This is a genomic window from Caulobacter sp. S45 (assembly GCF_903642205.1).
Taxonomy (GTDB): domain Bacteria; phylum Pseudomonadota; class Alphaproteobacteria; order Caulobacterales; family Caulobacteraceae; genus CAHJWH01.
The window spans coordinates 1-12,899 of record NZ_CAHJWH010000091.1 but is presented as its reverse complement, the minus strand read 5'-3'; the positions used below and the strand labels follow the sequence as shown (position 1 = coordinate 12,899).

Here is a 12,899-nt window from a genome sequence, read left to right as displayed (position 1 = left end):
TCATGGCCATCGTGCCGCTGCGCACCTGGATCACCGCCAACTTCAAGGAGACGCAGCTCGCCCACATGCGCGCCGGCCAGACGGCCACCGTGCACGTGGACGCCTGCCCGGACGCCCAGATCACCGGCCATGTGGACAGCATCCAGCGTGGCTCCGGCCAGGCCTTCGGCCTGCTGCCGCCGGAGAACGCCACCGGCAACTTCGTCAAGGTGGTGCAGCGGGTGCCGGTAAAGATCGTGCTCGACGGCGCGCCGAAGGACTGCCCCCTGGGGCCGGGGCTCTCGGTCGAGCCCAAGGTCCGGATTCACTAGGGGTGGCTGAAGCCGGCGCAGGCGGGGGGGGCGGCTGGACGCCCGCGCGCTCCGTAGCCGGGGGGCGCAATCCCTGGCTGATCCTGGGGGTGATCTCGATCGCCACCTTCATGACGACGCTGGACAGCTCCATCGCGAACGTCGCCCTGAACCATATCGCGGGCTCCACCGGCTCCAGCTACGACGAGGCCACCTGGGTCCTGACCACTTTCCTGGTCGCCCAGGCGGCGATCACGCCCATCAGCGGCTGGCTGGCCGACGTGTTCGGCCGCAAGCGCTACTACATGTTCTCGGTCTTCCTGTTCACCTTCGCCTCCTTCCTCTGCGGGATTTCCCAGGACCTGACGACGCTCGTGCTGGCGCGCATACTCCAGGGCATCGGCGGCGGCGGCCTCGCGCCGGTGGAGCAGTCCATGCTGGTGGACACCTTCAGCCCCAAGCAGCGGACCCTGGCCTTCGCCGGCTACGGCATCGTGGTGATCGCAGGGCCGACCATAGGACCGGTGCTGGGCGGCTGGCTGACCGACAACTTCAGCTGGCACTGGTGCTTTCTGATCAACCTTCCCGTGGGCGTGCTGTCGCTGGTGCTGGTGCACCTGTTCGTGGACGAGCCGGCCGCCGTGATCGCCCAACGCAAGGAGATGACCAAGGACGGGATCAAGTTCGACTTCCCGGGCTTCGCCCTGTCCGCCCTGTTCCTGGGCGCGCTGGAGATCACGCTGGACCGCGGCCAGCGGCTGGACTGGTTCTCCAGCCCGGTGATCCAGGTGGCGGCCGTGGTCTGCGTCGTCTCGCTCGTCGCCTTCATCCCCTGGGAGCTGAGCCGCAAGGACCCGGTGGTGAAGATCAGGATGTTCGGCCAGCGCAACTTCGCCGTCGCCTCGGCCTTGCTGATGGTGGTGGGGCTGCTGATCTTCGGGACCGCCCAGTTCATCCCCCAGCTGCTGCAGCAGGTGATCGGCTACACGGCGACGGACGCTGGACTGGCGATGACTGCGGGCGGGGCGGTGACCATCCTGTTCATGCCGGTCGCAGGCGTGCTGAGTTCCAAGGTCGACCCCCGCCTGATGGTGGGCTTCGCCCTGGTCATGCAGACCTTCGCCTTCTGGAACTACACCCATCTGAACACCCAGCTGTCCTTCGGCTCGGTGGCGGCGGCGCGGGCCTTCCAGGCCTTCAGCTTGCCGTTCCTGTTCGTTCCCATTACCTCGATCGCCTATGTCGGGCTGAAGGGAAGCGAGAGCAATCAGGCCTCGGCCCTGATGAACGTGATGCGGAACCTCGGCGGCTCCATCGGCATCTCCATGGTCCAGACGCTCACCGAACAGCGCCAGCAGTTCCATCAGGCCCGCTATGTGGAGACGTTGAATCCCTTGAACCCGAATTACACTCAGGGGCTGGGCCAGATGTCGCAGCAGCTGCAGGGCGCGGGCCAGCCGTCCGCCTTCGTCAATCAGCAGGCGCTCGGGCAGCTCTATAACCAGCTCAACCAGCAGGCGGGCATGCTGTCCTACATCGACGCCTTCCGGCTGCTGATGTTCATCACGCTCTGCTGCCTGCCGCTGCTGCTGCTGATGCAGAAGCCCAGCGGCGGTGAAGCTCAGGGAGCGGCGGGATGAGGCGGCGCGAACTTCACCCTGCCTTCGCCGCGCTCTTGGCCGGTGCTGCGGTCTGCGCCTGCACGGTAGGGCCAGATTACCGGCGCCCCGACATGGCCGCGCCCCCTGCCTACCAAGAGATCGGAACCAGGAAGGACGCGCCCCTGAGCCAGCCGGCCGTCGCCCCGGTGGACGAGGTCCAGGTCGCCAGCTGGTGGAAGCAGTTCAACGACCCGCTGCTCGACCAGCTGGTGGAGCGGGCCATGGCCGGCAACCTGGACCTGAAGACCGAGGTCGCCCGCATCCGCCAGTCGCGCGAGCAGGAGGTGGTGGCCGGCGCCGCGGGTCTGCCGCATGTGAGCACGGCCGCTAACGCGGCGAGGATCAACACCAACGCCAGCAACTCGGCCCTGGGTTCGTTGACGGGTCGGTCGAGCGGAGGCGCAGGCGGCGCGGCCGCTGAAGCCGCCGGTGCGGCCGCGGGCGAGGCGCCGTCCCATATCGACAACTTCGCCGTCGCTTTCGACGCCACCTGGGAGATCGACGTGTTCGGCGGCGTGCGCCGCAGCGTCGAGGCCGCCCGCGCCGGGACCCAGGCGATGATCTGGGCGAAGCGCGACGGCCAGGTCTCGCTCACCGCCGAGGTCGCCAGCGACTATCTGCAGCTGCGCAGCCTGCAGGCTCAGGTCGCCATCGCACAGGGGGAAATCGCCAGCCAGCAGGCTACATTCGCCATCATCCACCAGCAGGCCCAGACCGGCTTCGTCACCCGGCTGAACGTGAACCAGCAGCAGGCCCAGGTGCAGGCGACCATCGCCGCCATCCCCCAGCTGGAGGCCCAGGCGAGAGGCCAGATCCACGCGCTCGGCGTGCTGGTCGGCGAGGATCCGGAGGCGCTGGCGCCCGAACTCGACCACCTGAAGAGCAATGACCTGCCCGGCGTGCCCCAGACGCTCCCGGTGGGCCTGCCGTCCGACCTGCTCCGCCGCCGTCCCGACGTACGCGAGGCCGAACGCCAACTGGCCCAGGCCACCGCGACCGTGGGGGTGCAGGTCGCCAACCTCTATCCGAAGTTCAACATCCTGGCGTTGGGCGCGCTCACCTCGCCGACCTTCCACGACGTGTTCAACGCCAACAGCGGCACCTCGGCGGGCGTCGGCCTGATCCAGTGGCCGGTGTTCCAGGGCGGCCAGATCAGGGGAAACATCCGCGCCGCCCGCGCCCAGCAGGACCAGGCCTACTACACCTACCAGAAGACGGTGCTGACCGCGCTGCAGGACGTGGAGGACTCGCTGGCCCGCTACCAGGCCGACCAGCGCCGCATCGTCGCCCAGAAGGCCTCGGTCGACGCCTCGGCCAACTCGCTGACGATCGCCCGCCAGCAGTATGAGGTCGGGCTGGTCACCTTCATCAACGTGCTGCAGGCCGAGCAGACCGACCTGAACGCCCGCAACGGCCTGGTGCAGGACGAAGGCCAGCTCGCCGTCGATCTCACCTCCCTCTACAAGGCGCTCGGCGGCGGCTGGACGGCGGACGAGGGCAAGCTGTTGCAGAAGGCGGGCCTGTCCTCACCCTGAGCGGGAGCATCTTGGATGTCATCAGGAAGTTGGGCGGCAATCGACGGGCTGCTCGCCGAGCGGCTTCTGAGCCCGGACCCCGTGCTTGAGGCTGTGCTCAGGCGCAACGTCGAGGCCTGTCTGCCGCCCATCGACGTCTCCCCTCTGCAGGGCCGCTTCCTGCATCTGTTGACGCGGATCACCCATGCGCGGCGGGTGCTGGAGGTAGGCACGCTGGGCGGCTACAGCACCATCTGCATGGCTCGCGCGCTTCCACCCGAGGGACGGCTGGTGACGCTGGAGCTCGATCCGCACCATGCGGAGGTGGCCCGCGCCAACCTCGCCTGGGCTGGGGTCGCCGACCGGGTGGAGGTGCGCGTCGGCCGCGCCCTCGACCTGTTGCCCGGGGTGGAAGAGCCGATCGACCTTGCCTTCATCGACGCGGACAAGGCCAGCTCCCCGGCCTATCTGAATTGGGCGATCCGGCTCTCTCGTCCCGCCGCGGTGATCGTGCTGGACAATGTCGTGCGGGGCGGCGCGATCATCGATCCGGCTCGTCAGGATGAGAACGTCCGAGGCGTGCTGGAAGCCTTGCGCCTCATGGGCGCTGATCCGCGCCTGGACGCCACGGCGCTGCAGATGGTGGGCATGAAGGGCCATGACGGCTTCGCCATGGCCCTGGTGATCTGAGCCTCAGCGCACCTCCAGCACGATTTTGCCGCGCGGGTGGCCCTCCTGCAGGTAGGCGTGAGCCGCGGCGGCCTCCTCCAGCGGAAACGTCCGATCGACCATGACCTGCAGCCGGCCGTCGTCGGCCATGGCGGCGACGGTGCGGAGCTGCTCGGCGTCCGGATGGGCGAAGTAGAGCAGGCCCGTCTTGCCGTGCCGGGCGGCCTGCTCCTCGACCGGCTCCTTGGAGACGGTGGTCACCAGTCGGCCATGCGGTTTGAGCACGCCCCAGGAGCGGGTGCGGGTGTCCCCGCCGATCAGGTCATAGACGAGGTCGATGTCGCGCACCTCGTCCTCGAACGCCTGCGCCTTGTAGTCGATCACCTGGTCGGCCCCCAGACTCCTGATCCAGTCCAGGTTGGCGGCGGAGCCGGTGGCGATCACCTCCGCCCCGTGCAGCTTGGCGAACTGGACGGCGAGGTAGCCCACCCCGCCCGAGGCTCCGTGGATCAGCACCCGCTCGCCGGCCTTGAGCCCGCCATGGTCGAACAGGCCCTGCCAGGCGGTCATGGCCGCGAGCGGCAGGGAGCCGGCGTCGATGACCGTCAGCGTCTCCGGCTTGGGCGCAAACTCGCCGACCCTGAGGATGGCCTGCTCGGCATAGGCGCCGCGGTCCCAGCCGAGATGGGCGAACACCGGCTCGCCCGGCACGACGTGGCTGACGTTGGGCCCGATCGCCTCCACCACGCCGCAAAGATCGCGGCCCAGTGTCACCGGCAGGGCGGATGCGGGCAGGCGGGCATAGCCGCCCTGGCGCATCTTGTAGTCCACAGGGTTGAGGCTGGCGGCGGCGACCCTGACCCGCACTTCACCCGGACCCGGCTCGGCGATGTCGATCTCGTCCAGCTGGAGGACCTCGGGGCCGCCGAACCGGTGGATACGCATCGCCTTCATGGCTGGCCTCCTCTTAGTGCACCGAAACCGGACCGTTGGGCGGGCGGTTCCTCAGTGCGGTCGCAAGTGTGTCGCGGGACTGGTGGGTCACGCTTTCGATCGACCTCCGCGAGGATGGCGTGCTCTTAGAGCGCGTGCTGGGCGGCGACGTCGTTGATCCGGGCCTTGGCGGCGGAGAGCTGCACCTGGGCGCGGTGCACGTGGAGCCCGGAGGCGAGGCGCCGATGTGCCAACAGCGCAGCGGCCGGCGACTGCATCGCCAGCCTTATGTCTTGCGCGACCGCCAGCGATTCTTAGAGTTCAAGCGCCCGGCGGAACACCTGCACCGCATGGATTTCCTGGACGCCCACCCGAGCTCCTGCGCCTCGATCTGCGACAACCGGAGCAGAGCGCGGAACCGACCTCGCGCCTATTGTAGATCAATAACAATCAAGCTTCAGCCATCCAGCCATCTGTCAGAAGACAACTTGGCTGCGCAGCGATATCGCATTGAAGTGGGAACCGATGTTGCTCCCAAGGGGCGCACCTGTCGCAGTCGTGGTCTGCGACTTGTCAAAGTCGATGTAGTTGTAGTCGAGCATGAAGCGGAGGACGGAGTTCGGATACCAGTTCACGCCTAGCGTATACCCGGCCTGGCGGCCGCCGTTGATGGCGTCAGTCTGGGAGGCTAGGGACAGGTTCGGCGTATAGTTTGCAATCTCGTCGATGTAGCTCACCCGCGCGGCGAGTTCGAAAGCCCCGAAGTTGCCCTCCTTCACCGAGAACGGATGGGCCGGGACAATCCGGGTGTAGCTTCCAGCCAGCGGATTATACTTGTGGTTCTCGCCGGTGAGGATCCAGGCAACCTGGGCGTAGCCACCGTCGAAGCTGGCGTCGTCGAGACCCTTCCGGTCTACTGTGTAGTGGAAATATTCACCCTGGTAGAAGAAGTTCCGCAGGGTTCCAGCGGTCTCGACATCGAACACGCTGCCGCCCGTGACCGGGTTGGCGGTCGTGCCGATGGCGCCGGAGTTGACCAGGGTCGTCGGATCGATGCGCAGTTCCGGCTGGTCGCTCAGGGACAGGGTGTCCGGCGTTCCGACCGAGGTGGCCGACGATGTCGTGTCGCCCGAGTTCGGCGCGCGGATCAGCTCGTCATAGGCCACGCCCAGGTGGAGCGAGTAGTCGGGCCCCTTCAGCACCTGGAAGGCCGCGCGCTCGAAGGCTCCGAGCCGCTCGCCCGTCTGAGTGTGGGAGTCGCTGCTGGACGAAGGACCGGTGACGTAGGCGCCCAACCAGTATCGGTCGCTGTAGAAGCGGAAGCCCGCATTGGATCGGAAGTCGCCGGCATTGTAGTTGATGGCGATGTTCGTCGGCGTCGAGCGCTCCAGGAAGAGCAGGTCGTTGGAGCTGGTAGCCTGGTCTAGCGTGAAGGGCGTGCTGGAATAGCCGATGTCGGCGGCGAAGCCCTTGATGCCGTTATAGGTGAGCTGCAGCGCCTCGATTCCACGCTGGGTGGTGTCCTGCGAATTGCCGGCGTCGTAGATGAATGTGTAGCTGAAATCGCCGGCCGCGCCGCTGACCCCGATCCGCGCCCGGCGGGCGTTGACGCCGCTCGACAGGTCCTGAGGGCCAGTATAACGCGAGTCGGGATGGAAACCGAAGTAGCCGCCGGCGTCGAACTGCACGACCCCGACTAGGCCTATTGAGTAGCGGCCGTCTGCGCTCTGGAGCGAGAAGTGGTTGTTGTCGTTGATGGCGACCCTGGGTTGCGGCTTGGCCTCGCTGGCCACCGTCGCCGAACCGCCCTGGCCACCGAGGGAGACGTCAGGAGAGCCGCCTCCGGCCTGAGCCGTCTGACCGTAGGGCTGCGGCGACTGTCCATAGGACGGGGGCGGCGGAACCGCGGCGGTCTGGACTGGCGGACTGTTCACCTGGGCCTGCAACGTCTGTACTTGGCTCTGCAGGGCTTCGTCCCTGGCGGAGAGTTGCTTGACTAGCGCCGTTAGGTCCTGGACCTGAGTCTTGAGCGTACTGGTCCTATGCGCGACCCGAGCGGCCTTCGGCTTGGCCAGTGCGGGGCTAGCCGCCATGGTGACGACGCCTGCTGACGTAGCGAGCAGCAAGGTTCGGAGCATGGGCGCCTTCGGTCGTTTGTGAGTCATCGGTCACCAGTTAGCCGCTAAGGGGCCACGATTACCTGCCGCCGCCGCCGGATTGTTCCTAAGAAATACTGAAGGCCCGTTAAGCTGGGTAGTCGCCGTTCTAGCCTGGCGTTGGGGCTTCTGAGACGCAGACGGGCCGTTGCGTAGCGAGGTGCAGCAGCTCCGCTCCAGTAGGCTCACGCCGGCGCGAGCCCGGCAGCATGTCGATCCACCAGATCGCGGCGGGCCTGACGATCGGGGCGGCCATCCGGCTGCTCTACGGCGTCGGCCTAAATCTTCGCGCCATCGTGAAGCGCATAGCCGAAGGCCGCGGGACTCGGCAGAGCGGCGGCGCTCGGCAGCGCCTGCCAAGGCTCCATGGCGTGTAGCGGGGTCGCCAGACTGGTGACGACGGCGGCGGATGCGATCTTCGCCAGCCATCCTCCAAGAAGGCGACGGCCATAGAGGCCGCCGAACCTCTATGCTAGGCTTGAGCGCTATACTGCGCGGACGTGAACAAGCGTGGGTCTGCCGCGCGAGGCCGGCCTCGGACAGCCTTGTTCCATCGCGTTCCTGTCTTGGCCCGGCGCGCAAGTAAAGGCTAGTCATTGCTTACCTGGCTTTTAGAGTCGGCATGATCCCTCTTAAAACGTATCATCGGGCGAGAAATTTAGACTTCCTCGCGACAGGAGACTTATCTGATCTGATTCAGACCACCCGAGGTGAAATCTCGCTGGAAGAGATAAGCGTCATGTGCAAGATTCAGACTGCCTGGAGCGTTCGCCAGGCTTCCGAGTATGGCCTTGACCGACGTTGGTTTCGCTTCCCGTCCAAAGAAGGTTGTCGTCGTGGGCGCCGGGCCAGGGGGCTTGGCGGTGGCTCTGCTCCTGGCGGCGCAGGGCCTCGAGGTGCGGCTATTCGAACGCGACGAGGTGGTGGGCGGCCGGACCCGCACCTTCAGCACGCCCGACGGCTACCGTTTCGACGCGGGCCCTACCTTCTTCCTGTACCCTAAGGCGCTGGGGCAGATCTTCGCCGCCTGCGGAGAGCGGCTGGAAGATCATGTCGAGCTGAGGCGGCTGGACCCACAGTACAGGATCGTCTTTGAAGGCGAGGGCGAGATCAGGGCCACGCCAAATCTGGAGGGGCTCACGGCCGAGATCGCCCGGATCGCCCCAGACGACGCCCGCAACGTCAAGCGCTTCTTCGAGCACGGGCGCGCCAAGCTGAAGCTGCTCGAGCCGGCGCTCGAGCGGGCCTTCGACAGCTGGCGTTCGCTGATCTCCTGGGAGATGGTCGGAGCCCTGCCCAAGCTCCAGCCCATGACCACTGTGGATGGCGAGCTGCGCCGCTTCTTCAAGGACCCGCGCGTCCGCCTCGCCTTCTCCTTCCAGACCAAGTACATCGGCATGTCGCCGTTCAAGTGCCCCAGCCTGTTCTCGATCCTGGCCTTCATGGAGTACGAGCACGGCGTCTACCATCCGGTGGGGGGATGCGGCGCGGTGACGGAGGCCATGGCCGCGCTCGCCCGGCGCATGGGCGTGGACCTCCGCTTGAACACGCCCGTGGAACGGGTGGTCTATGAAGGTGGGGAGGCGCGAGGCGTCGTGGTCGGGGGGCGGGAGGTCTGCGCCGATGCGGTGGTCGTCAACGCCGACTTCGCCCATGCCATGCCGAGCCTTGTGCCTGAGGCGGCCCGGCCGCGCTGGCGCGACCGCAAGATCGAACGGGCGCGGCTCTCCTGCTCGACGTTCATGCTGTATCTGGGGATCGAGGGGGCGCTGCCGCCGGAGGTGGCGCACCACAATATCCTTCTGTCCAGGGACTACGCCCGCAACATCCGCGAGGTGTCCACGGGCGTCCTGTCCGAGGAGCCGTCCATCTATCTTCAGCACGCCGGTCACACCGACGACGGCATGGCGCCCCCCGGTGGGTTCAGCCTGTACGTGCTGGCGCCCGTACCGAACCTGCGCGCGGGCATAGACTGGGACAAGGAGCGCGGCCGGTTTCGCGACCTTGTGCTCGATCGCTTGAAGCTGATCGGGATGCCCGACATCCGCGACCGCATCCGCTACGAGCGGATCGTCGATCCCCGGGACTGGCGGGACCAGTTCGCCGTCCATCAGGGGGCTACATTCAACCTTTCTCATGACCTGCGGCAGATGCTGTTCTTCCGTCCGCATAATCGCTTCGGCCACGGCCTTTACCTGGTGGGTGGAGGCACCCATCCTGGTTCGGGGCTTCCGGTGATCTTCGAAGGCGCACGCATCACCACGCGCCTCCTCCTGGAGGACTTGGCGAAGGGGGCCGAGGCTCCGCGCCGTCCCGAGCGTAGGAAGGCGCGCGAGGACCGGAGACAGACGCCGGTCATGTCCGGCGAGATCGCCGCTCGAAGGGGCGCCCTGTGAACATGCACGTTCCATCCCGCCGTCGCCGCATCGCCGTGGTGGGCGGCGGCCTGGGCGGCTTGGCCGCCGCCTGTGTCGCGAGCGCGCGAGGCCACCAGGTCACTCTCTACGAGAAGAACGGCTGGCTGGGGGGCAAGGCGGCGCTCCTCGAAGAGGACGGCTTCCGCTTTGACATGGGGCCAACCATCCTGACGGTGCCGGCGGTGCTCGAGCGCATCTTCGCCGAGGGCGGCCGACGCACGTCCGACTACCTGGACCTCCGCCGTCTCGAACCGCAGTGGCGCTGTTTCTTCGACGGCGGCGACCGCATCGACCTTCTGGCCGACGCCACGGCCATGGCGTCGGAGATGGAGCGCTTCGCCCCCGGCAAGGATGCGGGACGGGGCTACGGGTCCTTCCTGGAGGCGTCGCGGGAGCTCAGCGAGGTCAGCGACCGCTTCTTCCTTTGGAAGTCGGTACAGGACCTGTTCGACGTTGTTGACCTACGCTCCCAGATGAACGGGGCGGCGCTGCGCGACCTCGTCCGGCTGCGCCTGCACTCCACCGTGGCCGGAGCCATCCGGAGCAAGATGCCTGACGCTCGGCTGGCGCAGATGCTCGACCACTTCGTCCAGTACGTGGGGTCCTCGCCCTACGGCGCGCCGGCCGTGCTGTGCGCCATCGCCCACCTGCAGACGGCGCAGGGAGTGTGGTACCCCATGGGCGGCACCCGCGCCGTGGCTGCGGCGCTGATGCGCTTCGCGGAGGAACAGGGCGCCAGCCTGCGGCCCAGCGAGGACGTGGAGGGTTTGGCGATGGAGGCCGGGCGCGTGGCTGGGGTCCGCACCGCTCGCGGCGTCGAGGCTTACGATGCGGTCATATCCAACATGGACGCAGTGCGGACCTACCGCGAGCTGGTGGGCGGCGAGGCCGGGCGGACCGGCGTGCGGCGCAAGGCCGAGCCGGCCTGTTCAGGCGTGGTGCTCTACCTCGGCCTCAAGGAGCGCTACGACCATCTCCTCCACCACAACTTCGTGTTCTCCCGCGACCCGAAGGAGGAGTTCGACGCCATCTACAAGCGGGGCGAGCCGGCCCCCGACCCGACCGCCTATCTCTGCGCACCCTCCGCCACCGAGCCGGGCGTGGCGCCTGAAGGCGGCGAGGCGCTCTACGTCCTGGTCCACACACCCTACCTCCGCCCCCACCACGACTGGCGCTCCGGCGAACTATACCCCCGGTACCGGAAGGTGATCCTGGACAAGCTGAAGTCGGCCGCGGGCCTTCACGACATCGAAGAGCGGATCATCTTCGAGCGCCACCTCACCCCTCAAGACATCCACGACCGCTACCGCGTGCTGAACGGCGCCATCTACGGCCTCGCCAGCCACGGGCGCATGATGGGCGCGTTCAAGCCTGGCAACCGCTCGCGCACAGTGCGCGACCTGTACCTCGCCGGCGGCGCCGCTCACCCTGGGCCTGGCATGCCCATGGTGATGATGTCCGGCTGGATCGCAGCGGACGCCATGGACCAGGACGTCCGAGGCGCGGCCCGGGTGGCGGAGGAGGCCTGAGGGTCCCCGAGGTCGCGGCCCCGCGCGAAGGCGGCGGGCGAATGGGACCCGCCCGCGACGCCTTGCCCGAGGTCTCGCCCCTTCTGCTGCATGTCTTCGGACGCCTGTTCGCCCGCGATCTCGCCCGGAGCTTCCACGCCGTGCGTCGTTCGGGCGACCCGCCTTCCGGCTCGGGCCCGCTGGTGGTGTACGCCAACCATCCATCCTGGTGGGACGGCGAGCTTTTCGTCTGGCTGGCGGCCTGCGTCTTCTGCGGCCAGAGCGCCTACACGCCGATGGAGGCGGCCATGCTGGAGCGCTACCGCTTCTTCGGTCGGATCGGCGGGATCGGCATCGCCCCCGGCTACGCCGGCGCGGCGACCTTCCTGGCGATGGGCCGGGCCGTGCTCGGCCGTGAGGACGGGCTCTGGTTGGTCAACGCCGAAGGCCGCTTTCGCGACGTGCGCGAGCGCCCCATCCGCGTCGCGCCCGGCCTGGCGCACCTGGCCCGGTGGGCGCCCGCCGCACGCTTTGTCCCGCTCGCCATCGAATACGCCTTCTGGAACGAGCGCCGGCCGAACCTCCTCCTGCGCTTCGGCGATGCGATCCCGGCCAACGCGGTGCGGACGGAGGGCTCCGCGGCGTTGAACGCGGCGCTGGAAGGCGCCATGGACGCCCTGGCGGTTGACGCCGCCCTGCGCGATCCCGGGCGGTTCACCACCCTGATCGCCGGCCGGACGCAGATCAGCCCCGTCTATGACGGCTGGCGACGCCTCCGAGCGCGTGTGCAGGGACGTCGCTTTGACCCCGCCCACGGTGCAGGCCGGGACGCGTCCGCTTGATGCTGATCCTGGCCGGCGTCCTCCTGGCCATGGCGGGCCTGCCCACCGCCATGACTGTGTTGAACCTCCTGGCGCTGCGCAAGCCCGCGCCCGCGCCAGCCGGAACGCGCGTGGCCGTCCTAATCCCCGCGCGGGACGAGGCGGCCGGCATAGCTGCCTGCGTGGAGGCTGCGCTCGCCTCTACCGCGGTCGGGCTGGAGGTGGTGGTGCTCGACGACCACTCCGCCGACGCCACCGCCGCCATCGTCGCCCATCTGGCGCGCGCAGACCCCCGGCTGCGGCTCGTCGCGGCCCCACCTCTGCCTGCGGGCTGGTCGGGCAAGCAGCATGCCTGCCACGTGCTGAGCCGGCTCACCGATGCGCCGCTCCTCCTGTTCCTGGACGCCGACGTGCGCCTTCAGCCTGACGCGGCCGCCCGGCTTGTCGGCGCGCTGGCGCGCTCGGACTTGGTTAGCGGCGTTCCGCGCCAAGAGATGGTGAGCCTCCCGGAACTCCTGGTCATTCCCATGATCAACGCGCTCCTCTTAGGGTACCTGCCGATCCCGCTCGCCCGGCGCTTCCCTAAGCCGGCCCTGGCCGCCGGCTGCGGGCAGATGATCGCGGTGCGAGCCGACGCCTACGCCCGCTCCGGCGGCCACGCCGCCATCCGCACCAGTCTGCATGACGGACTGACCCTGCCGCGGCTGTTCCGGGCCGCCGGTCTGCGCACCGACCTCGTGGCCGGCGCCGGCCTCGCCACCTGCCGCATGTACACCGGCTGGCGCGCGGTGGTGCGCGGCGCCACCAAGAACGCCGCGGAAGGCCTGGCCAAGCCAGGCGCGCTGCCGGTCTGGACCGTGCTGCTCCTCGGCGGCCACGTGGCGCCCTGGCTCCTCCTAGCGGCGGCGCTGGCGGGGGGGCGGCGTGGCC

Annotated in this window: 11 protein-coding genes; 9 read left to right on the top strand and 2 right to left on the bottom strand. The window is 68.2% G+C overall.

The window, feature by feature from the left end; genetic code table 11:
* From HUV06_RS10120 to HUV06_RS10105, 4 genes are all read left to right on the top strand, one after another.
* Positions 1-311, top strand: a 311-nt coding sequence (locus HUV06_RS10120) for an HlyD family secretion protein (protein WP_174301151.1), incomplete at its 5' end; no start/stop codon positions are given.
* A gap of 2 nt (positions 312-313) precedes the next feature.
* Complete coding sequence (locus HUV06_RS10115) at positions 314-1,930, top strand: DHA2 family efflux MFS transporter permease subunit (protein ID WP_217433768.1); 1,617 nt, start codon at positions 314-316, stop codon at positions 1,928-1,930.
* Positions 1,927-3,486, top strand: coding sequence for an efflux transporter outer membrane subunit (locus HUV06_RS10110; RefSeq protein ID WP_174301150.1), 1,560 nt, complete (start codon positions 1,927-1,929; stop codon positions 3,484-3,486). The genes HUV06_RS10115 and HUV06_RS10110 overlap by 4 nt, the downstream gene beginning before the upstream one ends.
* 15 nt (positions 3,487-3,501) lie before the next feature.
* Positions 3,502-4,155 (top strand): O-methyltransferase, encoded by a 654-nt coding sequence (locus tag HUV06_RS10105; RefSeq protein ID WP_174301149.1) that lies wholly within the window; start codon positions 3,502-3,504, stop codon positions 4,153-4,155.
* A 3-nt stretch (positions 4,156-4,158) separates the two neighbouring features.
* Here the strand turns inward: HUV06_RS10105 and HUV06_RS10100 are convergent, their stop codons facing one another.
* Both HUV06_RS10100 and HUV06_RS10095 read right to left on the bottom strand, forming a co-directional pair.
* On the bottom strand, positions 4,159-5,088 hold the full coding sequence (locus HUV06_RS10100; RefSeq protein WP_174301148.1) for an NADP-dependent oxidoreductase: 930 nt from the start codon (positions 5,086-5,088) through the stop codon (positions 4,159-4,161).
* A gap of 455 nt (positions 5,089-5,543) precedes the next feature.
* Positions 5,544-7,205 (bottom strand): OprO/OprP family phosphate-selective porin, encoded by a 1,662-nt coding sequence (locus HUV06_RS10095; RefSeq protein ID WP_174301147.1) that lies wholly within the window; start codon positions 7,203-7,205, stop codon positions 5,544-5,546.
* 227 nt (positions 7,206-7,432) lie between these two features.
* Between HUV06_RS10095 and HUV06_RS10090 the strand changes: the two genes are divergently transcribed.
* From HUV06_RS10090 to HUV06_RS10070, 5 genes are all read left to right on the top strand, one after another.
* Entirely contained in the window at positions 7,433-7,600 is a 168-nt protein-coding gene (locus tag HUV06_RS10090; protein WP_174301146.1) for a hypothetical protein, read from the top strand.
* 408 nt (positions 7,601-8,008) lie between these two features.
* Positions 8,009-9,619 (top strand): NAD(P)/FAD-dependent oxidoreductase, encoded by a 1,611-nt coding sequence (locus tag HUV06_RS10085; protein ID WP_174301145.1) that lies wholly within the window; start codon positions 8,009-8,011, stop codon positions 9,617-9,619.
* Between the two features lie 2 nt (positions 9,620-9,621).
* Positions 9,622-11,169 (top strand): NAD(P)/FAD-dependent oxidoreductase, encoded by a 1,548-nt coding sequence (locus HUV06_RS10080; RefSeq protein WP_174301144.1) that lies wholly within the window; start codon positions 9,622-9,624, stop codon positions 11,167-11,169.
* Positions 11,170-11,210: 41 nt separating this feature from the next.
* The gene (locus tag HUV06_RS10075; protein WP_174301143.1) at positions 11,211-11,990 is read left to right on the top strand and encodes a lysophospholipid acyltransferase family protein; all 780 of its coding nucleotides are present in this window, start codon (positions 11,211-11,213) and stop codon (positions 11,988-11,990) included.
* Positions 11,990-12,899 (top strand): glycosyltransferase family 2 protein (locus tag HUV06_RS10070; protein WP_174301142.1); only part of this gene is annotated, 910 nt, incomplete at its 3' end. The genes HUV06_RS10075 and HUV06_RS10070, both read left to right, overlap by 1 nt.